At 36.4% G+C, this 21,732-nt stretch carries 22 protein-coding genes and 1 riboswitch; of the genes, 9 read left to right on the plus strand and 13 right to left on the minus strand.

What is annotated here, in order from left to right; all coding sequences use genetic code 11:
- The first annotated feature begins 27 nt into the window (after positions 1 to 27).
- The 4 genes from ACMAYX_RS04500 (at position 28) to purB (ending at position 3,866) form a co-directional block, all read left to right on the plus strand.
- Positions 28 to 387: a hypothetical protein gene (locus ACMAYX_RS04500; RefSeq protein WP_103216711.1), complete on the plus strand. Its 360-nt coding sequence runs from the start codon at positions 28 to 30 to the stop codon at positions 385 to 387.
- Positions 388 to 477: 90 nt separating this feature from the next.
- Positions 478 to 1,920 (plus strand): TolC family protein, encoded by a 1,443-nt coding sequence (locus tag ACMAYX_RS04505; RefSeq protein ID WP_392991311.1) that lies wholly within the window; start codon positions 478 to 480, stop codon positions 1,918 to 1,920.
- Positions 1,920 to 2,564: a hypothetical protein gene (locus tag ACMAYX_RS04510; protein WP_103216709.1), complete on the plus strand. Its 645-nt coding sequence runs from the start codon at positions 1,920 to 1,922 to the stop codon at positions 2,562 to 2,564. The genes ACMAYX_RS04505 and ACMAYX_RS04510 overlap by 1 nt, the downstream gene beginning before the upstream one ends.
- Positions 2,565 to 2,579: 15 nt before the next feature.
- Complete coding sequence (purB, locus tag ACMAYX_RS04515) at positions 2,580 to 3,866, plus strand: adenylosuccinate lyase (RefSeq protein WP_412471592.1); 1,287 nt, start codon at positions 2,580 to 2,582, stop codon at positions 3,864 to 3,866.
- A 2-nt stretch (positions 3,867 to 3,868) separates the two neighbouring features.
- On the opposite strand, the gene cdd is transcribed toward purB, so the two are convergent.
- Both cdd and ACMAYX_RS04525 read right to left on the minus strand, forming a co-directional pair.
- Positions 3,869 to 4,291, minus strand: a complete 423-nt coding sequence (gene cdd / locus ACMAYX_RS04520; protein WP_103216946.1) for a cytidine deaminase — start codon at positions 4,289 to 4,291, stop codon at positions 3,869 to 3,871.
- Between the two features lie 112 nt (positions 4,292 to 4,403).
- A complete protein-coding gene (locus tag ACMAYX_RS04525; protein ID WP_412471593.1) occupies positions 4,404 to 5,384 on the minus strand; it encodes an alcohol dehydrogenase catalytic domain-containing protein in 981 nt (326 codons plus the stop codon).
- A 211-nt stretch (positions 5,385 to 5,595) separates the two neighbouring features.
- Between ACMAYX_RS04525 and ACMAYX_RS04530 the strand changes: the two genes are divergently transcribed.
- Both ACMAYX_RS04530 and ACMAYX_RS04535 read left to right on the plus strand, forming a co-directional pair.
- Positions 5,596 to 7,254 carry a SulP family inorganic anion transporter gene (locus ACMAYX_RS04530; protein WP_103216706.1) on the plus strand — a complete coding sequence of 553 codons (1,659 nt, stop codon included), beginning with the start codon at positions 5,596 to 5,598 and terminating at the stop codon, positions 7,252 to 7,254.
- Positions 7,255 to 7,323: 69 nt separating this feature from the next.
- Positions 7,324 to 7,653 carry an SWIB/MDM2 domain-containing protein gene (locus tag ACMAYX_RS04535; RefSeq protein ID WP_103216705.1) on the plus strand — a complete coding sequence of 110 codons (330 nt, stop codon included), beginning with the start codon at positions 7,324 to 7,326 and terminating at the stop codon, positions 7,651 to 7,653.
- A gap of 28 nt (positions 7,654 to 7,681) precedes the next feature.
- On the opposite strand, the gene ACMAYX_RS04540 is transcribed toward ACMAYX_RS04535, so the two are convergent.
- The gene (locus ACMAYX_RS04540; RefSeq protein WP_412471594.1) at positions 7,682 to 8,809 is read right to left on the minus strand and encodes a DEAD/DEAH box helicase; all 1,128 of its coding nucleotides are present in this window, start codon (positions 8,807 to 8,809) and stop codon (positions 7,682 to 7,684) included.
- A gap of 60 nt (positions 8,810 to 8,869) precedes the next feature.
- On the opposite strand from ACMAYX_RS04540, the gene ACMAYX_RS04545 reads away from it, so the two are divergent.
- Entirely contained in the window at positions 8,870 to 9,088 is a 219-nt protein-coding gene (locus ACMAYX_RS04545) for a DUF3820 family protein (RefSeq protein ID WP_103216703.1), read from the plus strand.
- Here ACMAYX_RS04545 and ACMAYX_RS04550 read toward each other — a convergent pair.
- From ACMAYX_RS04550 to ACMAYX_RS04560, 3 genes are all read right to left on the minus strand, one after another.
- A complete protein-coding gene (locus tag ACMAYX_RS04550; protein WP_412471595.1) occupies positions 9,085 to 9,528 on the minus strand; it encodes a hypothetical protein in 444 nt (147 codons plus the stop codon). The genes ACMAYX_RS04545 and ACMAYX_RS04550 overlap by 4 nt on opposite strands.
- A gap of 73 nt (positions 9,529 to 9,601) precedes the next feature.
- Positions 9,602 to 10,069, minus strand: a complete 468-nt coding sequence (locus tag ACMAYX_RS04555) for a hypothetical protein (protein WP_412471596.1) — start codon at positions 10,067 to 10,069, stop codon at positions 9,602 to 9,604.
- 1 nt (position 10,070) lies between these two features.
- Positions 10,071 to 13,097 (minus strand): hypothetical protein, encoded by a 3,027-nt coding sequence (locus ACMAYX_RS04560; protein ID WP_412469756.1) that lies wholly within the window; start codon positions 13,095 to 13,097, stop codon positions 10,071 to 10,073.
- Positions 13,098 to 13,346: 249 nt separating this feature from the next.
- On the opposite strand from ACMAYX_RS04560, the gene ACMAYX_RS04565 reads away from it, so the two are divergent.
- A complete protein-coding gene (locus ACMAYX_RS04565) occupies positions 13,347 to 14,015 on the plus strand; it encodes a hypothetical protein (RefSeq protein ID WP_412469757.1) in 669 nt (222 codons plus the stop codon).
- Here the strand turns inward: ACMAYX_RS04565 and ACMAYX_RS04570 are convergent.
- From ACMAYX_RS04570 to ACMAYX_RS04590, 5 genes are all read right to left on the minus strand, one after another.
- A complete protein-coding gene (locus ACMAYX_RS04570) occupies positions 14,012 to 14,758 on the minus strand; it encodes a Bax inhibitor-1/YccA family membrane protein (protein ID WP_103216698.1) in 747 nt (248 codons plus the stop codon). The genes ACMAYX_RS04565 and ACMAYX_RS04570 overlap by 4 nt on opposite strands.
- 55 nt (positions 14,759 to 14,813) lie before the next feature.
- Positions 14,814 to 16,136, minus strand: a complete 1,323-nt coding sequence (locus tag ACMAYX_RS04575; protein ID WP_412469758.1) for a sensor histidine kinase — start codon at positions 16,134 to 16,136, stop codon at positions 14,814 to 14,816.
- A gap of 163 nt (positions 16,137 to 16,299) precedes the next feature.
- A complete protein-coding gene (locus ACMAYX_RS04580) occupies positions 16,300 to 17,790 on the minus strand; it encodes a hypothetical protein (RefSeq protein ID WP_412462823.1) in 1,491 nt (496 codons plus the stop codon).
- A gap of 25 nt (positions 17,791 to 17,815) precedes the next feature.
- Positions 17,816 to 18,382, minus strand: coding sequence for a pentapeptide repeat-containing protein (locus ACMAYX_RS04585; RefSeq protein ID WP_392991290.1), 567 nt, complete (start codon positions 18,380 to 18,382; stop codon positions 17,816 to 17,818).
- A gap of 44 nt (positions 18,383 to 18,426) precedes the next feature.
- A complete protein-coding gene (locus tag ACMAYX_RS04590; RefSeq protein ID WP_392856563.1) occupies positions 18,427 to 18,822 on the minus strand; it encodes an acyl-CoA thioesterase in 396 nt (131 codons plus the stop codon).
- Between the two features lie 17 nt (positions 18,823 to 18,839).
- A riboswitch (cobalamin riboswitch) is annotated at positions 18,840 to 18,944 on the minus strand.
- 85 nt (positions 18,945 to 19,029) lie between these two features.
- Between ACMAYX_RS04590 and ACMAYX_RS04595 the strand changes: the two genes are divergently transcribed.
- Positions 19,030 to 19,662 (plus strand): hypothetical protein, encoded by a 633-nt coding sequence (locus ACMAYX_RS04595; RefSeq protein ID WP_412469760.1) that lies wholly within the window; start codon positions 19,030 to 19,032, stop codon positions 19,660 to 19,662.
- A gap of 30 nt (positions 19,663 to 19,692) precedes the next feature.
- Here ACMAYX_RS04595 and ACMAYX_RS04600 read toward each other — a convergent pair whose 3' ends face one another.
- Entirely contained in the window at positions 19,693 to 20,094 is a 402-nt protein-coding gene (locus ACMAYX_RS04600) for a hypothetical protein (protein ID WP_412462825.1), read from the minus strand.
- Between the two features lie 99 nt (positions 20,095 to 20,193).
- Entirely contained in the window at positions 20,194 to 21,696 is a 1,503-nt protein-coding gene (locus tag ACMAYX_RS04605) for a hypothetical protein (RefSeq protein ID WP_392991286.1), read from the minus strand.
- Positions 21,697 to 21,732 lie beyond the last annotated feature (36 nt).

Raw genomic sequence — 21,732 nt, forward strand, 5'->3', positions numbered from 1 at the left:
CTTGCAAAGTGTGATATCATAAATCTCATGAAATACTTCGCCTTAACACTCAGTGCCATTGTTTTTATTTATACGGCCTCAATTGAGAATAGACTTAATGCGCAAACTATTTCCGATTCAATTATTACTGACCCAAGTATTTCTCGTCGTTGCGACTCACTAATGAACCAAAGACAAGAAAAAGTTGAACACCGTCAAAGACTGCTTTTTCTCTTAGATCGAAACAAGAATCTTCTAAAGACGACACCTGATAATAAAAAGTCGATTTCCTCAAAGCTAAGAGACAATCAATACCGCGTCATCCAAGAATTAAAGATTACGAACTTGAAAGTTATTAAGCTCGAAGAACAAATTGTTCGCCGTGGATGTCCAGGATTGACTCTCTAGCGAGCAAGTGTTGCCATCTCATATCACGCAAGTCATAATTTTAGCAGACGCACAAAATTAGCAATTAGCTAAATGAGAGGGACTTCACTTATGACTAAAACAATAGGCTTTGTTTGCGCCTACCTATTTCTATCAAGCTTTTCTTATGCATTAGAACAATCTCCTGAAATCTTTATCCAAGAGGCCAGTGAAGATAAAGTTGATGAAAATGCTTATCGTCCACTCGATATTGGAACAGTAATCGAGCAAGGAATGAGAAGCTACCAAGACAATGTTATCCGTCGCAAAAATATTGAGATTCTAAAAAATAGATTAAAGGATACAAAAGAAGAGTTCTGGACGCCTAATCCAAAAATTAACTTGCAACTAAACCCACAGCGAATTGGAACACTTAAGAGTGGAAGTAATGACTTAACTCGCCTACCTCGTACAGCGAGCGGAAGTGTTGGACTGGAGCTTGGAGAATATACGCTTTTCAATTGGGGTAAGGACTACCTTAATTATAAGAATGAAAAAGAATCACTTGAGCGTCAAATTGACCGCGACAAAGAAACGCTTCGTGAGTTTAAACAGGAACTCGTTCGTGAATATGTAAGACTGATTCACGCTAAAGACTTGAAGATCATTGCTCGCCAATACCTTCAACGCGCTACTCTTGTTTATCGTATGAACCGAGAAAAAGTATTACAAAAGAAAATTACAAAACACGAGTACTACCAATCTCGCTCAGAGTACTTAAGAGCTCAAGAAGCCTATACTGACGCTAAGACAAATGAAAATATCGCTTCAGAAGATATGGCCAAACGTTTAAATGATCCTCCGGGAACACTTTATTTCATCAAAGACGATTATCAATACGAAAAGTCGACTTATAGCAGAGACAATGCCATCGCTACAGCGAGAAAAGTTTCACCATTTATTCTTGATAAGAAAGTCGAAAGAAATATTAAGAATCGCGAGTATGAAATAGCAGTTAGAGATAATCTTCCGCTGCCAAAAATCACAGTAAATTTTGGAACTTACTCTCAAATTTTTGACGGCAGCTCTGTAACAAATGACTACTACACGACATCAGTTGGTAATTCAAATATTGATCTTGTGGCCAGCTTAAACGCAAGTTGGACAATCTTTGGGGACGGTGGACTTTTTAATCGAAGAAAACTTGCAAATGCAAGACTAGAAAAAGAAAAGGCCATGTATGATTTAAGTCTTACAAGAAGAAAGGTTGAAGAGGCCATTGTTAATATCTTCAACTTTTTAAACTCTGCAGTTGAGCATCTAAATATTATTAAATCCCGTAATGACTCGTTAAAAAAGAGAATGGAGACAGCTCTTTATCAATATACAAATCGTAAGACACGTTATCTTGAGTACCAATTAGCGATGCAGGACTACTTTGACTCACTAACGAGAGAGTCGATTATTAAATTTCAATACCTGGCCAAGAGAGTTGAACTGGCCCAAATTGTAGGTCTAGAAAATCTTCCTGACCAAGCCTTTGATAAGGCCATTATTAAGGGAGGAGGACAATAATGAAAAAATTAAGTTTTATCTCTACTCTACTTTTATTAACACTAGCCTCAACTAGTTTTGCACAAGACTTAACAAGTTTTGAAGATATCAATATCACTGATGAAGATTATGGCTATGAACTTTCACGCTATAATATCAAAGATGATAATTTCTCACTTGAATTTAATTATGGTGGAATTACAAACTTAAGTGAATTTGCTTCGACAAATACAATCAGTGGTACAATTACATTTTACAGCGAAAGGTATTCACTAAATCTCTACGGCGCTCTTAATACACTTGACGTTGCGAGTGTAACACAATTTGATAACCTTGATGCAAGCCTAAGTGTTTACTCAGTCGGAGCAGGGCTAAGTAGACGCTCAATCCTAATCAACGACTTCATCAATATTAAGTCTATTTACGATGAAATTCAGGCACATCTTACTTATAATATAAGTGACTCAGAGGCTTTCGGTACTGAATTATCAGGGATTGGCTTTAATGCAAGCTATGGCCTAATTTATCGAGCAAGTAGTGGCCTACACTTCTCTGCACGATTTATTTATAACCTAATGGCATTAGAAAGCTCAGATGAAACAATTACGACTGAAGCATCAGCGAGTTGGGTAAGTGCTCAGCTTGGAGTTGGATTTATATTTTAATTAACTGGAAGACTTATGATTGAAAGATACGAAAAGAAAGAGATTAGTGAAATTTGGAGCGAGCAATTTAAATTTGAAAAATTTCTTGAGGTCGAAATTGCACTGACAAAGGCCCTTGAGAATGCCGGAATTATAAAAGAAGCATTTTCAAATAAGTTAAATCTTGTGACTGTTAATCCTGAGCGAATCAAGGAGATCGAACGTGAAACAAGACATGATGTTATTGCCTTTTGTACTTCAATTACTGAGCAACTAGAGACTAATGAAGGAAAGTATTTTCACTTTGGAGTCACTTCATCCGACATCATTGATACAGCTCTAACACTTCAAATAAAAGAAACACTCAATCGTATTCTACCAGCTTTTGAAATGCTTATTAAAACACTCGATGAAAAATCAAATGAGCATATGGAAACAATCTGCATTGGACGCTCTCACGGTATCTTTGCAGAGCCAATGAGTTTTGGCCAAAAACTGAGAGGACATCTTTGTGAGTTCAAAAGACGCTACAGTGATCTCAAAGATTTTTATGACAAAGAACTGACAGGCCAAATCTCAGGTGCAGTTGGAAATTACACTATTTTAACTCCGGCAATTGAAGCTGAAGTTTTAAACTTTCTTGGACTAAAAGTTGAACCTGTTTCAACACAAGTCATTCCTCGCGATCGCATTGCAAAGCTAACGACAATTATCTCACTATTTGGCTGCGCCTTAGAAAGACTATGTGTCGAGATTCGCCATCTTCAACACTCTGATGTTGCAGAAGTTTTTGAAGGCTTTAAAAAAGGTCAAAAAGGTTCATCGACAATGCCACACAAGAAAAATCCTATCTCAAGTGAGAACCTTACAGGAATGGCAAGAATGCTTAGAACATATAACCAAGTAGCAATGGATAACTGCCTGCTTTGGCATGAAAGAGATATCAGCCACTCAAGTGCTGAAAGGTTCTTTCTACCTGATATGTTTGGAATCCTACTCTACTCAATTGAGCGCATGAATAGCACTGTAGAAGATCTCGTCATTGATAAAGAAGCAATGAAATCTAAAGTCACTCAAAACTTTAAACACCTTTCTAGCTTCGTTTTACATAAATTAATTGAAGTTTCAAATAATACAAGAGAAGACTTATACCGCGTGGTTCAAAAGGCTTCATTTGAAGCAAGTGATCGCCAGTCTTTTTTTACGATTTTAGAAAACGATCTTCCAGATAGTGACGACAAGAAGCTTATTGGGCAACTAAAAGATCTCAATGATCTCGAAATCTATAGTGCCCATACAAAAAGTGTTTTTTCTCGTAGCTAAAACTAAACAGTAAATTCAGTAAATGGATGCGGAAGAAGTTCTTTAAATAGAACTTTTTTCGTAATTCCTTTTAGATTTCCTAGGTAAACAGGAAAGTCTGCCTTTACAAATTCAGACATGACTTGAAGGCAAAAAGCACAAGGAACTGCTGGCTCTTCTTGGTCTGTCACAACTACGATAAATTCGAAATCCTTCTTACCAAATTGTGCAACACTTGATAGAACACTTCCCCTTTCCGCACAAATTGTTCCACCGTAGCTAGCATTTTCAACATTACAACCTGGGATTGGATCATCAATACCGTTTAGTTTTAAGGCCGAACCTACTTGAAATTTTGAATACGGGGCATGTGCATTTGAGCGCGCTTTAATTGCAATGTCATATGCCTGCTTAACTTTGTCTGATACATCAATTTTATTTTCCATAGAGATCATTATAAATGAAATCACATCGAAGTCTATTTGAAAAAAACCGGCCTCCTTTTAATAAAATTGAAGAGTAGAGGCCGGACAAAACCTGGAGGAGTTTTGATGAGGCTTAAAAACTTAAACTTATATTTCCAAGAACATCTCGTTGATTAATCATCCCATGTCCTTTCTCTAGTGTTTCAGTAGAGATCTCACCTAAGTCCATTGCAACAAGAGGCTTAAGCGCCCCCGCTTCAACTAAATGAGTCACCTCTCTTAAGTAATTTCCGTATTCTTCATGATCAACTATTCCACTTGAAGAAACTAAAACAAACTCTTGCTCAACTTCTGGTAAAGCGCTCACAAAATCGTTAGGTAAAAATTCATCTCGAGTCGAAAAAAGAGATACCATACGAGTTCTCTTACTTACTATTGCCCTTAGCCTACGAATGTATTGATTCGGAGAGCTAGCACAAAGAATATAGTCAACTTTATCAATTCCCATTCGCTTTAATTGTGTAGCAATTGGAAGGGAGCTATTAATGGTCAAGTCTGCTCCCATCTTCTTTGAAAACTCCTTCGTTTCCATATCATCAGCAGTCGTAATAATTGTTAAATTCGTTATTTTGCTGGCCAGTTGAGTGGCCATGGCACCAATACTATTGCCTCCATCGATAATTAAAATTGTTTGCCCACGACTACGTTCGGGATCAACTTGTAATTTATCAAATAGACTATCAAAGGCCATAATTGATGCTAAAGGAAGCGTTGCCGCTTGTGCAAAGTTTAGATTACTTGGCTTATGTGAAACAAGTCTCTCATCCACAATTTGAAATTCTGAATTAGTACCACTTCTTTTCATATCACTAGTGTAATAAACTTCATCACCAACTTTAAAATCTTGAACGCCTTCACCAACTTCTGCCACAATACCTGAAGCATCAAAGCCCAAAGTCTTTCCCATATGTGTTGGTCTCATTTCATTATCATATGAGCCAAGTGAGACAGACTTAACCTCAATGAGGAGATCTCGTCCCTTTGCTTTTGGGCGGTCCACCTCTATTTGAGAGAAGCTCATTGGATTGATTTCGTTCACAATAAAAGTTTTCATAAATAAGTCTCCATGTAGTAGTTGTGTGATAACCACATGCCTATTATGGAATTTTGTAGCGTAAAGTTTGTGGAGAATTAGTCAATTCGCCGTGAATAATAATTTTTATTGTGATTTTAACGAAAAGATAATTTGATTTAATGAACAAAACCTTTAAATGTTGCGTCAAATACTATAGTATTTAGCCTTACACTTAAATAGGAAGAGAGACATGTCAGCTGATAAAATCAAGCATAGTGAAGATGTGAGTGCTTCGCTTAAAAATCGTTTTATCGATTTAACAATCAAGAAACCAGAGAACTTAAAAAATGATTTTCTTTCAGGACTAACAGTTGCTTTAGCACTTGTTCCTGAGGCCATCGCATTTGCTTTCGTAGCAGGTGTTCATCCAAAGGTTGGTCTTTATGCGGCCTTTATGATGGGACTTATCACAGCAATTTTTGGCGGACGTCCAGGAATGATTTCTGGTGCGACAGGTGCCGTTGCAGTTATTTTTGCTCCCCTTGTTTATAAAGTAATGGAAATGAGCAAAGATAGTGGAATGACTTTTGATGCGGCAATGGAAAATGCATTAAGCTATCTTTTTGCGGCCGTAATTATAATGGGACTAATCCAAATTATTTTTGGATTACTAAAACTTGGAAAATTTATTCGTCTCGTTCCTCATCCAGTAATGCTTGGATTTGTTAATGGTCTTGCTATCATTATCTTCCGTGCTCAATTTTCTCAATTTACGGTTGGTGGAGAACTTCTTGCTTCAACTCAACTTCTGGTAATGTGTGGATTGATCGCTTTAACAATGGGGATCAGTGTTTTCCTACCAAAACTAACAAAGGCCGTACCGGCAACACTCGTTGGTATCGTCGCGTCTACTGTTATTGGCTACTTCTTAAATGAAGCAAATCCAGGCCTTGTTAGAACTGTACTTGATTTTGTTCAAGACCAAGATAAGACAATCACAACAATTGCAGCAGGTCTTCCAACATTTAAAATTCCATACGTTGAATTAACAATGGATAATCTAAAGCTAATTCTTCCATATGCATTCCTTGCAGCAGCAGTTGGTCTAATTGAATCACTAATGACACTACAATTAGTTGATGAACTTACAGATACTAGAGGTCAAGGTAACCGTGAATCAGTTGGTCAAGGTCTTGCCAACTTAGTAAACGGATTCTTTGGTGGAATGGGTGGTTGTGCCATGATCGGTCAATCAATGATTAATATCCGTGGTGGAGGTCGAGGTCGCTTCTCAGGTATCACGGCGGCAATCTTACTACTAGGATTTGTACTTTTTGGTGCACCTTTGATTGAGATGATTCCTCTTGGAGCACTTGTTGGTGTAATGTTTATGGTTGTTATTGGAACATTTGAATGGTCAAGCTTACGTCTATTTAAGAAAGTTCCACTTTCAGACTTCTTAGTTATTATTCTTGTTTCTGTCGTGACAATCTTAGCGGACCTAGCTGTTGCAGTACTAGTTGGTATTATTGTTTCTGCTCTTGTATTTGCTTGGGAGCACGGAAAGACAATGCATGCAAAGAAAAGAGATGAAGACGACAAGACAATCTATGAATTAGATGGCCCACTATTTTTTGGTTCAGTAACATCATTTAAAGATCTTTTTGATTTTAAAGATGACAAAGAGCATGTGTATATTGATTTTGACAACTCACGTGTTTGGGATCACTCTGGTATTGAGGCCCTACAGAATATTACTGAGCGCTACGCACAGCAAGGTAAGAAGCTACACCTTCTTAATTTAAGTAAAGACTGTCTTATTCTATTGGATAAGGCATCAAATATAGTTGAATTATCTGTTATTGAGGATTTAAATACTCATATCGCAGATGATAGACTTGATGGGTAATTGATTTTTCTGTACAAAGAAAGTCTTTTCCTAAACAATTATTAGAGACACTAATTAAAGGATTAAATTATGAGTGAAGAAAAAGGATTAAAAAAACCAGTAAAACTAAAATCAGACTTAGCAGCAATGCTTGGTGAGACAGAACTACCAAGAACTGAAATCACTAAAAGACTGTGGGATTATATTAAAGAAAAAGGTCTTCAAACTAAGACTGAAAATGGAAAGCCAGAGAACGCAGGTAAGTTCATCGTAGCTGATGCAACTCTTCTTTCAATCTTTAAGCACACACACTCGACTTCAAAGTCTGGTAAAGTAACTGACCTTCGTAATATGAAGGAAGGTGAAACGATCAACATGATGCAAATGGCAGCTGTTGTTGGTGCAAATATCGAAAAATAATTTTCATAAAATTGCATAAAAAAAGGGCCTACTTAGTAGGCCCTTTTATATGGATATCAAGTCCAAGTTCTTTTTGAATTCTTTTAAAATATTTTTCTTCACTTGGTGAGATATAAGAGATAGCAATACCTCTTCTTCCCCCACGTCCAGTGCGCCCTATTCTGTGAGTGTAATTTTCAACTTGTTGTGGAAGACTAAAGTTTAATACATATCCTACGCCATCGATATCAAGCCCTCTTGCCGCAATATCTGTAGCAACAAGAACATGCATATTACCTTTTTGAAATTCTTTTAAGTTATAGATTCTCTGGCGCTGGTCTCGATCACCATGAATGGCACATGCTTTTATTTGATTTGCTTTTAAATGCCTCTCAAGCTTATTGGCATCTGACTTTGTTTTTACAAAGACAATGATACTTTTTACTTGGCGATCTTTTAAAAACTTTAATAGGAAGTCAGCTTTTCTTTCTTCTTCGACGAGATAGGCCATCTGACGAATCCCCTCATGCCTTGCTTTAACAGGTGCAATTTCAATTTTATGAGGATTCTGTAAAAGTTTATTTGCAATAGCTTCTACTTCTTTGGCCATCGTAGCAGAAAAGAAAAGGCACTGCTTACTTTCAGGAAGTCTCTTTAATACAAATTCAAGATCATCCTTAAAGCCCATATCTAACATACGATCTGCTTCATCAAGAACTAAGTGCGTTACTTCATCTAAAAAGATTTTTTCATCTCTTATAAGATCAACTAAGCGTCCTGGAGTTGCAACGAGGATCTGAATCCCCTTCGCAAGCTTTTGAACTTGTAACTTTTTTGCACTTCCACCATAAACAGCAAGAGTTGAAAGAGCTAGGCCCTTACCATACTCCTTAAAACTTTCTTCGACCTGCATCGCTAGTTCGCGAGTTGGTGCAATAATAAGTGATCTAATATGAAATGGTTTAAGTTTTGACTTACTCTTTGAGATTAAATCAAGAATAGGCGTCGAAAATGCGGCAGTCTTCCCACTTCCAGTCTGAGAGATCGCAAGAAGATCCTTGCCTTCTAATACAGAAGGGATTCCTTCAGCTTGAATCTGAGTTGGTTTTGTATAGCCCTTCTTTAAAAGAGCTTCTTCAATAGTTTGGGATAGCCCCAATTGCGTAAATTCTGCCATTCGTCATTTTTAGCAGAGTTTATAGGGGCCAGTCAATGTGTATTCCATTATACTAAGGATATGGAAGTTGCATTTAATAAAGAACATCTCTTAAAATTCGTCCAGACCACGATGCCATTTGGAAAGTACAGGGGACGACTTCTTATTGATCTTCCTGATGAATACCTCGTGTGGTTTTCGCAAAAGGGCTTTCCGCAAGGAGAGCTCGGCAGACTCCTAGAAGAGCTTGCCGAGATCAAATTAAATGGACTTGAATTTCTATTCAAAGACCTTCGTTAGAAACAATCCTCACCAACTCTATTTGGCATTTGATGACTTAGAGTGTGTGTAAACTTAAATCCACGAATATTTGCGTTAATATTTTCTTGAAGAGACACACGACATTGACCTTGCGCATCTTTAGAAAAGAACTTTGTCAGAGTTATTTCAAAATCAATATCTTCGACGCCTGGGTTGTTACCAATAACATCTTCAAGGTTTTGTGTATCGTACGTGAACATACATGGTCCATCTTCACCTACGTTACGGTGGTTCATAATCGTCTCTCCAGCAAGCTCCGGAACAATAACTTTAACAAAGAAAGTTTCACCATAACCAAGGCTCGTCCACTTAAGTTTGGCCGTACTAATATCAACTGGTAGTGTAACAGTACGCTTTGATAAAACTTTTTGATTAGCAAATGTCATTAATGTAAATAATAAGACAAATAGGACCTTCATTTCTCCTCCTCGATTCCTTTTGATGAAGAGATAATGGCCTTCCTATTAAGATAAATAAAATAACAATTACAAACTACTGTGATAAGTAATATTTATTATAAAGCATGGTACTCCAAAATGCGAGACCGATGACATTGAGAATAATTATTTGTGTGATACGAAAGAATTTTAATTTTTCTTTGTGCTTAATTCCTAATCCGAATTTATAAAGAGATAAAAGATTCAGAACGACAGGAACAAATATCATACCAAAGATAGCAAGTCTTAATGAGTCGTGCATATAATCCACTTCTTTTTGTGACTTACTTTCTTCAAGGTTTAAAACTTCGATGCCGTTTTTCTCTAAGATATACTTAGCATCGATATAATATAATTCTTCAACAGAAATCAAATACTCTTGGGCAGCTGCAGAGTTTAAGTAAATATGCTGATTCAAGTGGCCACTAGAAGAATGTACTTTGAAACCAGCGCTCTCTAACATTTCCCTTACATGCTTTGCATCTTCTAAGATTAATGTCGTATAAATTTGCTTAAGCTTCATTTTAATTTGCAATTAATTTTCTAATTGCCTCCACACAATTTGTCTTACGTGAAAACTGCTTTCCACCATAGAAGTTAGGATCAAGTGTCGCACGATTAATCTCACCTTGTTTGGCCGATTCCACGCGAAGCTCTTGAAATTCTAAAGCTTCGGGATAAATCGGCCCAGTATACGCCTTTCCTTCCGAAGCTATTGCAGAGTTCTTCCCTCTTGGCCTAACAGCTTTTTCCCAACCATCAAAAACAGGATTATTCACAAGCTGATCTTTAAGTGGACGATAAAACCTCATATTTGTGTACTGCTCTACATTTGCAAGACCTTCACCAATAATTGGACGATATTCTCGCATTTCAAGTCCTAAGTCATCTGTCATTTTCTTAAGATCTTCAATAAGCCTTGCTGGATTCTTAAGATATTCTTCATGACTTACATTTTGTAACTCCCCTGAAATCTCATCTGTTGTATTTAAGGCCTTATTTAAGATGGCCCTGAATAACTTCATTTGTAGAGCACTCTCATAAGCATCACGAGGAGCATTCATTAAACGAACCTCGGCTTTTCTGATTTTCGGATTAACTCTAAAAGCAGGACGCCATGGAACTTTTGGATTAGATATATCGAAATCATCACTAATAAATTTCTCAGGGATAACATCTTGGAAATATGCCGAAACATCTAAGTGAGTGTAACGGGCCTTACGTCCAACACGTTTATTAAAATAGCCTTCATTATAAAGTGCTTTTTTTAGTTCAGTTTCTGTCCCATTCCAATTAGCAAGTTTTTGTGCAAACTCATCTGAGATAGCAACTGGCTCCGCACTCTTAACACGATTTAAATCTTGAAACATAAATGCAATCACAGAGCGATACTCATTGAAGACAGCAAGAAATCTTGCAAACTCGTGAGGCTTACCATCAAAGACTGTTAAATCAATATTTAAGTGACCACCACCGGCCTTAATATATGGAAGTGCATTATTCTTTTGAAAAGTATCAAATACCGCCTGCATCTCATCCATATTTGGTTCAAATTTAGGTGTGACAACTTCAATAGATCCAGCTCGAACCGAGTCAATAATGACATCACCTGCTGGAGTATAATTTCGGCCAATACCATCCCACTCAACTCTCCATGATCGATCTTTAGAGTCACGGATTTTAAAAGCAATATCAAGACCGTGGCCATGCCCATCTTCATACAGTCTTTCAACTTCCCCTTCTCCACCTAAACGATCACGAAGATCAGTTGCAAGTTTTTCAAGGTATGCTTCTTTTTCATCAGGTGACATATCCACACGAGTTTGAAGCCATGACATTTTACCGTCCATAAGCCTTTGGCGATTATAACCGCCATCTTCATTTTCAATCATAGCAAAATCACCCTGATACTTAAGGGGAAATTTTGCAGAATACTCAATACCAAGATCAACTTTATTTACGTCTATTGGCATATTCGTACCTGGTTTGAATTTATGAAAGTTTTCTGTGTCAGAAAAACTTCTCTGCGGCATCATGTACTTTCTGATGTCTTCTGTGATATTTGAAGAAGCAACCCATTCTCTTTGTAAAGAGATGATGGCCTTTTTCAAGTTCTCTCGATTAGTATGTCTTAAGCTTCCAACATCAATGAGATAATCCCTTGTTAAATTTTTAAGAATCGTCTTCTTAGTTTTCCCAAGAATCGGACATTCATTATACCAATTCCAAAGGACGACATTATAGCCTTCAAGGGATGCTTGATTAAGTTTATCGGCGGCCCTCTTCGCTTGTTCCATTGTTAGACCAAAGCGATGCTTTAAATCGGAAGCTTCTGCATAATGTATCGTCTCTTCATCAATGAGAGTCCAAGAGCGAATCTTTTCAATTCCAGAAAAGTCATTACGAGAAAAACGTGAAGCAAGTGAGGCTTGAATAAAACGTGCGACTCTTGCATTCTTTGTTCCAGAGCGAAATTCAATTGAAATCGAATCATTTACAAAACGACCTTCATAATCAACTCTTAAAGGTCCTCTATTGGTTTCTTCTCCATCGATAATTCCATTTGATATTTCCCAATCATCAAGAATTTCTTTATAGTCTGCCGTTTCGATTCCTGAGCGCCCGGCAATTCCCTCAAGAACAATAAGGGCCTGAGCGACTTTAGTAAGTTCTGCAGCTTTTTGACGATTAAATTTTTTCCCAACTGGAACGACCATACGTTGATGTCCAGGGGCCTGAAACAACTCTCCATTTCTTCCCATTGTCTTTTTAAACCACGCAATCATCTCTTGGAATTCACCATATGATTTTTGAGGTTTAAATAGAATTTCCCAACCAACCGAAGTTGGCTCGATATCATCTATATATTTTTGAAAAATACCGATATTTGGAACCATACGGTAGTAAGGTTTCAATTCTGTTTCGATATGTGGAAACTCACCTTTAAAGAATTGCCTTCTTGTTAGAGGCGAAAGATAACTAAATGGACTGTTATTTGTTTTACTTCCCCACTCATTCCACATTTCCTCAAGTTCATCCAAAGACGCTTCTTCTGGATTAAAACCATTCAGAAAGGAAATATCCATGGCCTTACTTCGCCCTTTTTCATCGAAGAGCTCTTGTGCAGGATCGTAGCGAGTTCCGTTTTCATCTACCCATACACGACTTGATTGACCCGGGGTATTGTTCATCCATTTTGTGAAGAATTCTTTTAAAAATTTGCGACGCTTCGACTCTTCAGTTGGAAGAATATCCATAAATGCTCTAACATCTGGACCTAGAATTCTAGTTACATACGAAGAGGAGCCTTCTTTCTCCGCCCCCCATGTAATAGAGCGTCGGCCAGAGCCTTTGACACCTATTGCTTTAGCATTATAGCCAACAGATGCTTCCATCATCTCTCCCCAAATCTCATAAGCGCTACTTTGTGTTGAAGCGGGTGTTCGCCAATCAATTTCAGGTAGATTATTTTTTACAAAATAGACCTGAGGAAAAACACCTAATAGAAGTGAAAAGATTAAGATAAAAGAAGGGTTCTTAATAAACTTCATGAACATCCTTAATAAAGATTAATTATTCATTCACTTTTCGGAAATTCAACGTCCATACTTGACCAAAAGACTGTTTTAAAAATAATTCCAACAACTTACAAGCTTGCCTAAGTCTAATGAGATACATATAATCGCGCCCATGAAAAATAAAAAACCACTAAATTACTGGCGTATCAGTTTTAAACTAGTCTTACTTGTTCTAAGTATTTACATCTGGTTTGCGCTCTACCAAGGAATGACTGGTAAGTAATGAAGGCCGCAGTCATTGGAATACTTTCACTAAATATCTTAGCGGCCATCCCAAGTCCCGGATTTTGTCTTGCGGACTATGCTACGAAGAAGTATATCCAAAATGATTTTTCGGCTCCCTATCCAAAGGAAGTCATTTTTAGTTGTCAGTATGATTGTCGCGATATGGAAAGTGAATCCATTGAAAAGATCACTGGTATTTCAAAGGTAAGTGTCTCAAATATTTCTGATGATGCTTTAAAAGTTGTTTGCCAGGGTGTTATTGTAAAAAAATCAAAATGGGGATACGACTACGATCGCACACTTGAGTTCTATGCTCATCAAACAAATATAAAAGAAGTAAAGAGCTGGGCAAATCACACTATTCCAACAGAGAATAAATATACGACAAAGCTTCTCACTGATTTCAAAAATCATCTTAATAAAGTCTATCCTAGCTATAAGATCGCAGGAGAATCGAAAACTGAAGTAGCAAAAGAATTTGCACAAGCAGCTTATATTTTAGAAGAGATGGCAAAGCAATTACCTGAGAATAGAAATCTATTTGATGAATACCGACTAATGCTTGAGCAAAGAAATGGAGAAACGGGAAGTGAGCTAACGGCCAACAAGTTAGTCATGGACCAAATACTCTTTGGAGCAAGTTGGTCCATGAATATAAAAAATTAATCGCGTCGATTTAATTTTGAAAGAAGTCTTAATACTTCAATATATAGCCACACAAGAGTAACCATTAAAGAGAAGCCCGCATACCACTCAAGATATTTTGGTGCTCCCTGATCAACACTTTTTTCAATAAAGTCGAAATCTAGAATTAAACTAAATGCAGCAACACCTACTACAATAAGGCTAAATCCAATTCCCACTGGGCCATTTCCGTGAATCATTGGGATCGTTGTTCCAAAGAAAGACATAATGAAACTTACGAGATAAACACCCATGATTGCAAACATCGCCGTCATGATTACCTTTCTAAACATCCCTGTTGCTCTTACAAGGCCCCAACGATAAAGAAAGAATAAAGTAATGAAGGCAGAAAAAGTAATCGTTACAGCATTAAAGACAATCCCTTGAAATTGAAATTCATAGATTGCAGAAATTGACCCAAGAAGAAGGCCTTCACATAGAGCATAAACAGGAGCTGTAAACATGGCCAACTTTGGTTTAAAGATCGTAATAAGAGCGAAAATAAAACCGCCAATACCACCAATCAACGGATACATACCCATTTGTGGTTGCATTGAATTCTCCAGAGTACCTAGAGTTACATTCCATGTATAAATAAATGTCATAAGCATTAGAGCAAAGAGAATCATCCCTTTATTAAATACTCCAGAAAAAGACATTCTTTCATCTGATAAAGTTCCCGCCTTAAAGACGTCATTTCTTAGTGTCGGGTTTGTCGACCTCATAATTCCTCTTTTGTTATAATTTTAATTTATTATATCAAAAGCACAGAGGTTTGGTCTAAGAAAACAGAGTCTTTTTAAATAACAGAGAGAATTGTGTACCGTGATTGTCAGGTGATACTGCTTTTGTTTTTGAGTGCACAGAAATACTGCCATGACTAAGTTCGACAAAGGTCTTAACTATGGACATTCCAAATCCTGTTCCTTTTTCTCCACTTGTTCCAATTTTAGAAGGAATCGCATTATTTTCAAATAATACTTCTAATAACTCTTCCTCAATTCCTACACCCTTATCAATTAGATTAACTTGAACTCCATCACTTCTTTCAGTAACGGATATTTCAATTTCTTGGCCTGTTTCTGAAAATTTAATCGCATTTGATAATAGATTGCCAAAAATTTGATATTTTAATGCTGTGGAATTCCCCATGAAGTAAACATTCTGGTTTGCATTATAATCATACTTTAAGGTGATATTCTTATCATGTAATTTTGATTCAAAAACTCGATAGAGATATTCAATGATATGATTCAGATATACTTTCTCAAATTTTAACTCAACCTTACCTTGCTTAATTGATTGTAGATCACGAATCTGAGTTAAAATATTGCTTATTCCCGAAGTACATGAATTAATACGAGTTAAGCACTTTTGAATATCAGCATCATCATTAGTGGCCAATAACTTACTAAGCCTTTTAGCAGAGAGATTAACAACTGTAAGAGGGTTACTGATATCATGTCCTACTAATGTTAAGAGAGTATCAATCTGTTCCTTTTTTTCAACAATCGCTTGGTAGAAGCGATCTCGATCAATCATGTAAACAAACATAAAAAGAGAGTTCAAAAGAATAAAGCCAATCATGATCAGAACTTGACCTAAAACTTCTCCTGTTTCATTCAAGTAACTATGTAGAACAACACCATTTAGGTGCAAGATGAATAAATAAGTTGCGGCCAGAATAGATAAAATAAACCATAGGAGTAAATCTCTCCTGGTTCCAATCAAACCTGCAATCATAGGTAAAACTGCAAACCAGATAGGAGAAACACTAAAAAATCCTCCCGTTAAAATCGACCAAGAGAACTCATGAATAAAGCCTGCTAAAATTGTAATATTAAGAGCTAGTGATAAAGAACCAAAAAAGTAATAAAAAACGGGACTAAAAAAATGTATTAAACATGTACCGATTCCAATTTGATAAAGAAGAGGGTTGTCACAAAAGAAGTATGCAATAACCAAATGCCCCCACATTAAGGGCGCAGTTAAGAAAACTGTATAAATATACAGGCTCAATTGTGAAAGATCTCTTACAGATAGATCAGGCTCCCTAAGGGCCAAGAATCTAATGATCTTATTAATAGGGTTTACTGGATTCATAACCATTTATTAATACCACGAACACAAGTTTTGTTTAGATAATTAAGATATTAATAGTAGATAAGCGCTTAAAAATAAAGATAAATTTAAGCGCTCAGTGCTATTTGTAATTTTCCTTAAAAAAGCTGTGCAACAAAAAATATTGCCAACGATCTATGGCAAGTTAGAATTGAATACTTGCTGATATTTTCTTTAATGGCATGTACTCTATCCCCTCTATTTTTAAAGATTTATCCAAATTTTTAAGCTCCTTCTTGAAGTTTTCAGCAATTTTTCTTTGCCTTGGATCTTTAAACTTATAGCGAGCATTAATTAGCTTTGTCACAGTAGTCGGTGAAAAGAATAGATTATCGGCCATTGAGTATTTCATCTGATCGATAGCATTGACCAGCTTTGATCTCTTGATCATCTTTGTATCTTTTGTCGGTGCTGCTTGTCTTAGTCGCAGTGGAACTTTTCTTTTATCAAGGATTCCGTAATTATAGTGATCCGTAGCGTGTGCAACAGTAACGGTAAAAAGATAAGTCGTGACCGCTCGAACTAATTTATCATCTTCGAAAATTTCTTTACTCGAAGGAAATTCATTTACATGCTGATTACAGTAATCGGCCCACTTACTAATCCAAAAGTCATCGGTACTCACATCAGCTAAAATATCTCTTACGAAATTATAAAATACTTCGTAGTAGCGTTTTAAGTAAATGCCATACTTCCCCTCTACACTTGGCGATTTTAGTGAATAAGAAAATGGCGGGTATGAAAGATTACCTTTAATACCTTTATATCCTTCAACTAGTAAATCTCTTAAACCTTCAGGTCCTCCTGGGTAAGGAGCATAAGTCATCCACCACTTTTCTTGTAGAAGTGAACTCTTATAATTCAAGACTGCATTCTCTAAAGGAAGAGTAAATCTGAAGTGTGGAGATAATAATCTAAAAAGAATATGATCTTTTGGAAGAGATGTTTTTGAGATGGCGTTAATTGAATCAAAAGGAAAATGTAAAAGAGGATGAACAACAAGGGTTGCACATAGAGCACCACCTTGAAGAACAAAGTATTTCGCCAACTCCCAAGCATCACATGGATTGGAAATATCAAATACCGTCTCTGTCTTTTGAACGTAAATTGCTTGAACTTTGAAACGTTTCCCTTCTTTATAAAGAAGTGTTTTTGTAGCGCTCACATGAATACCTTCTAAAGGCTTAACAACACGAACTGCATCAAGGTCAACGATAAACCAGTTCTTTTCGTCTTTATTATAATCACTAAAACACTTCCAATCTTCATCATCCAATTTATCTGTTAGAAATTTACTCATCATGGAATAGTTTAGAAGATCTTCGAATTCTTTATTTGTTACTTCTTTAAGGCCAGGAAAGATTAGACCCTTTATAAAGTAGTATGGAGAGAGAGCTAGAGTGGCCACATAACGAGAGCCAATAAACATCCACCAATCAAGAGTTTCTCTAAGTGGTACATGAATAACCGCAGGAGACTCTCCCCAAGGGTGTACAGGAGAAGGTTGAGGCCATGGCCCCTTTCTCTCATACATGAAATCCTTTTGAGAATAGAGGTGCTTTGGAGAAGTTGCACTGTTGATCTGAGAGCGGATTTTATCCTTAACTCGACTTGAGAACTTGCCTTGATTTTTCATTTTGCCTTCCTAGCTTAAAAAAATATTATTCGATTTCAATACCAAAAGGACTCAAAAGGTTAAGGACTTCAGGCATTGAAAACTTACAGTTTTTTAAATTTGTATTTGCAATATCGATATAAAAATTTCGTGCATTAAGAAATTTAGAGCCTTTTAAATTGGCCCTTGAGAAATTTGTTCCCTGAAGATCGCTTTCAGAGAAATCACTCCCCTCAAATGTCCCTTGAGAAAAGTCTGTCTCTCTAAGAGATGAGCAAGTAAATTGCGCCCCATGAATTGTACAGTCCTGAAAAGATGCATAATCTAGAATACAATTTTTAAACTTAAGTTCGAAAAGAGTATTACAGTCTGCGAAGTTTAAACCAATACATTTAGAATCATTGAATGTAACATCACGAAATGTGGCACCTAGCAACTTCAAGTTACTTAAGTTTGAACCTTTGAAAGAACATTCGATGAACTTGGCCCCAGATACATCTATCTCACTTATATCAAGGCCGTTGAACTCACAGCAGATAAATTCACTACCCTTGAACTCACTAACCTCGCTAATATTATCAGTATCAAAAACTTCATCTTCAAAATATGGCATGAGAGCATTTTAAACTAAATTTATTAACGAGGCTATTTTAAATTTTATGAGAAAATAGGTACAGGTTTGCGATCATCATTAATAGCAACAAGAGTGAAACTCCCCTTTACTGCTTCAACTTGTCCCTCTTCGTACATACCTTCAAGCATTAGTCTTACTTCAACAACAAGACTGCTATTGCCAACCTTCGTAATCTCTCCTACAAGCTCGGCAAAATGCCCACCTGGAATAGGCATATTGAAGTCAACTCGGTCACTTGAGACAGTTACAAATTTCTTGCGGCCAAATCGAGTTGCAGTGATAAAGGCTACCTCATCCATCCACTTAAGCGTGTTACCACCAAATAATGTATCGTAGTGATTTGTACTATTAGGGAAGACGGCCCTAACTACCGTAGTTTTCGCGCGTGCAATAGCTTCGCTTAATTGCGCTTCATTCATAGATTCCTCCTCGGGATTAAAATTTTGCTAGCTTGGGATCGGACTTTACCGTTGCGGGACAGTGTTGGAATTACACCAACTTCACCTCCTAGCGCTAACTATCCTAAATCTCGATAAACTTAAAGGCAATAAGAATTACAATTAAGCTGGCTAATTAATGTGGCCGTGGTATTGAGAATCAACAATAATTAATTAAGGACACATATTATGAAGAAGTTACTATCAATTGCGGCCTTATTTCTTAGCTTCAATGCTGCCGCAGTTCAAACTACAGCAAGGCCATTTAGCTTTGATCTATATGCACCTACTAATGAGCTAAATTTTAAAGTTACTCTTGAGCAATGGTGCCGCTATGAAATTCCAGTTTGGGGAGATAGCGCAAAATTTGAAACAAAACATAAATCAACTGCTCTAGTTGAAAAGAAGTCTAATCAATCAAGTGGGTTAACTCGCTATACTTTTTCACTAAAACAAGCTCAAAGCTTAGATATGACTGGATTTTTTAAGTACGGCAAAGAGTGTACAAGTGGAATTAAAATTCTGGTTCAAAGTGCAAAGTATGCGCTTGGTTGGGCAAATCAATATGGCCGTCCAATTGAGTTTAGCTTCTTAGATGAAATGTATGCTTTTAAAGAATATGACACAGTATTTGAGCCAAGTGATGATAAGAATATTAAGCTATTTGAAGGTAATGAAATCTCGTTCGTATACGATTCGCTACCAAAGGCCAATCAGGTAAATGTAACGATTTTATCAAATGGCAAGAAAATACCGAGCGCTTTTACTAAAGGTGTTCTAAAGAATCCAGAAACTGGCTTACCTTACAAGTTAAAGAAATAAAAAAGGCCTCTTTAAGAGGCCTTTTATTTTTTAGTATCCTAATTTATCGTAAACAACTTCTTCTTGTTCAGTCACACAATCAGTAACTGCAAAGTAAAAATCTTGATTAAGTCTTGGCCAACCATTACGAGATACTTCAATCATTTGATCGTACTTTGTATATCCCTTGATTTCACATGTTGCTGCATATTCTGTTGCTGTATAAGAATCATCATCACCCCATACTTCATCAAGAATAACAAAGTCTAAAACACAAGAGTTAGTTTCTGCATTACACTTAAGAGTATCAAATCTAAAATTAAAATCACCTTCACACCAAGTATCACCACAGATATTATCAATCTCAGTAACAACTTTACTTTCTTCTTGCTTAGTTAGAGTGTTTGCAAAAACAGACGATGCAAAAAATGCTAGAATTATAATTTTTTTCATGAGTAATCTCCCAAATAATGATTTTTCGGGAATATAGGCTGAGCAGAAGTGTATGTAAATCCGATTAATAATATTTACATGATACAATAATTAGATAGATTAAAAGAGCTCTTCGATCATCTCGATTCCTCTAGCAAGCTTGGCCGAGGCATCTGAATCCCTTTCATTTCGATCTGCAATATCTCTTAAATCTTGCGATTTTATCTTCTTAGAGAGCTTAAACTTTGCTGAGAAGGCTTTTTTATCAACATAAGCAGTAATTATAGCTGTAGCGTATGCTTTATTCACTTCAGCAATGAAGTTATTAACTGGTCGATAATTATTCGCTTCTTTAACTAGCTTCTTAATTCGGCCACTATCTTGAGACACTTTAAGACCTCGATCTTTCATTTGCTTCATAAACTCTTGCATTACACCAGCACCACGTGTGGCCAGTCCAAGAAAGATAGAATCAATATTTTTTTGATTCACAGGAATTCGACTAATATTCTTATAAATAAAGAGTTCTGCACTTACTAATCCCGTTTCACTTGATAGCGTTGCCATATCTCTTAAATAGTTTGGATCAATCTCATTTTTTGGATCATAACCCCCAAGACAGATATTACAGGCCGCTACTTTTGCAGATTTCTTATCAGAGAAACAACAAACTTCACAACCATAACTCACATCAATTCCATGGCCATGTCGATATCCTAAATTATGTAGAAGCTCATGAAATACAATTCCTTCAAGCTCATCTCTAGGTGGACCATTTTTAATTGAGTTTAAAAACCCTGACTTCATTTTTGGATTAAGTGAGACATATGGGCCATCCACCCCTAAGTTTTTCAATTTGTTGTTACCAACAGATGCGTTAGCAATTGTTCCTTGCCAAGAATAATCATTTTGATGACATATAACTGATGTCGGCTTTACTTTACCACTTAATTGAATATTTAAGAGATTGATAATATTGGCGATCTCAGCTTTTGCTCCAGTCTCTTTATTATTTGTTCCAAGCTCTGACAGACAACTCATTCCTTTATCAAGAGAGTTTCTCATAAGAGTTTCAAAATTATCATCACCAAAGTTTTCTAAACAGCTCTTATGTATTTGTACTCCGGGTGTAAATTCATAAAAACCATTATTAAGTTTTTGTAGAATTGGATCAAAATCAGAAATCAAATCATCAAGCGAGTTGATGGATTTTAAAAAGCTCTCATATGAGCACGTATTTATCGCTTCGCTATGCTGAATATTTTGAATTCTTTTTTCAATAACCAAAAGACGCTTATCGTTTTCAATACGGTAAAGTTTATAAATCGATTCTTTCTCGAGTTTCTCAATGATTTCAATTCGATCAAATTTTAAATCGAAGTTATTATCAGATTCAATCGTCGTTAGATTTCCAACAACTTTCATCTGATAATCAAATTTTCCATCGTAATTACGATCATTCAGATGCTCAACAAGTCTCTGACTTTGGTAGCGAAAAATATTATCAATCTTTCCATCTTTATTATCATCAAACTCAAAGACTTGTTTTTCTTCGGCCTTGGCCAGAAGACTAAAGAAGGCCAAGATTATAATTGAAAGTATTTTAGAATGCGATTTCATCATGATATTTATTTATCGGAAGAATCATGAAAAAAATGA

Source organism: Halobacteriovorax sp. RT-2-3 (assembly GCF_047085075.1).
Taxonomy (GTDB): Bacteria; Bdellovibrionota; Bacteriovoracia; order Bacteriovoracales; family Bacteriovoracaceae; genus Halobacteriovorax_A.

Excerpts from the sequence above, each read along its gene's own strand:
- cdd (WP_103216946.1), bottom strand. The coding sequence starts at position 4,291 with ATGGAAAATAAAATTGATGTATCAGACAAAGTTAAGCAGGCATATGAC.
- ACMAYX_RS04550 (WP_412471595.1), bottom strand. The coding sequence starts at position 9,528 with ATGAAGGTCCTATTTGTCTTATTATTTACATTAATGACATTTGCTAAT.
- ACMAYX_RS04505 (WP_392991311.1), top strand. The coding sequence starts at position 478 with ATGACTAAAACAATAGGCTTTGTTTGCGCCTACCTATTTCTATCAAGC.
- ACMAYX_RS04570 (WP_103216698.1), bottom strand. The coding sequence starts at position 14,758 with ATGAGGTCGACAAACCCGACACTAAGAAATGACGTCTTTAAGGCGGGA.
- ACMAYX_RS04530 (WP_103216706.1), top strand. The coding sequence starts at position 5,596 with ATGTCAGCTGATAAAATCAAGCATAGTGAAGATGTGAGTGCTTCGCTT.
- ACMAYX_RS04600 (WP_412462825.1), bottom strand. The coding sequence starts at position 20,094 with ATGAAAAAAATTATAATTCTAGCATTTTTTGCATCGTCTGTTTTTGCA.
- ACMAYX_RS04540 (WP_412471594.1), bottom strand. The coding sequence starts at position 8,809 with ATGGCAGAATTTACGCAATTGGGGCTATCCCAAACTATTGAAGAAGCT.
- ACMAYX_RS04585 (WP_392991290.1), bottom strand. The coding sequence starts at position 18,382 with ATGCCATATTTTGAAGATGAAGTTTTTGATACTGATAATATTAGCGAG.
- ACMAYX_RS04590 (WP_392856563.1), bottom strand. The coding sequence starts at position 18,822 with ATGAATGAAGCGCAATTAAGCGAAGCTATTGCACGCGCGAAAACTACG.
- ACMAYX_RS04575 (WP_412469758.1), bottom strand. The coding sequence starts at position 16,136 with ATGAATCCAGTAAACCCTATTAATAAGATCATTAGATTCTTGGCCCTT.
- purB (WP_412471592.1), top strand. The coding sequence starts at position 2,580 with ATGATTGAAAGATACGAAAAGAAAGAGATTAGTGAAATTTGGAGCGAG.
- ACMAYX_RS04580 (WP_412462823.1), bottom strand. The coding sequence starts at position 17,790 with ATGAAAAATCAAGGCAAGTTCTCAAGTCGAGTTAAGGATAAAATCCGC.
- ACMAYX_RS04545 (WP_103216703.1), top strand. The coding sequence starts at position 8,870 with ATGGAAGTTGCATTTAATAAAGAACATCTCTTAAAATTCGTCCAGACC.
- ACMAYX_RS04565 (WP_412469757.1), top strand. The coding sequence starts at position 13,347 with ATGAAGGCCGCAGTCATTGGAATACTTTCACTAAATATCTTAGCGGCC.
- ACMAYX_RS04595 (WP_412469760.1), top strand. The coding sequence starts at position 19,030 with ATGAAGAAGTTACTATCAATTGCGGCCTTATTTCTTAGCTTCAATGCT.
- ACMAYX_RS04500 (WP_103216711.1), top strand. The coding sequence starts at position 28 with ATGAAATACTTCGCCTTAACACTCAGTGCCATTGTTTTTATTTATACG.
- ACMAYX_RS04605 (WP_392991286.1), bottom strand. The coding sequence starts at position 21,696 with ATGATGAAATCGCATTCTAAAATACTTTCAATTATAATCTTGGCCTTC.
- ACMAYX_RS04535 (WP_103216705.1), top strand. The coding sequence starts at position 7,324 with ATGAGTGAAGAAAAAGGATTAAAAAAACCAGTAAAACTAAAATCAGAC.
- ACMAYX_RS04525 (WP_412471593.1), bottom strand. The coding sequence starts at position 5,384 with ATGAAAACTTTTATTGTGAACGAAATCAATCCAATGAGCTTCTCTCAA.
- ACMAYX_RS04555 (WP_412471596.1), bottom strand. The coding sequence starts at position 10,069 with ATGAAGCTTAAGCAAATTTATACGACATTAATCTTAGAAGATGCAAAG.
- ACMAYX_RS04510 (WP_103216709.1), top strand. The coding sequence starts at position 1,920 with ATGAAAAAATTAAGTTTTATCTCTACTCTACTTTTATTAACACTAGCC.
- ACMAYX_RS04560 (WP_412469756.1), bottom strand. The coding sequence starts at position 13,097 with ATGAAGTTTATTAAGAACCCTTCTTTTATCTTAATCTTTTCACTTCTA.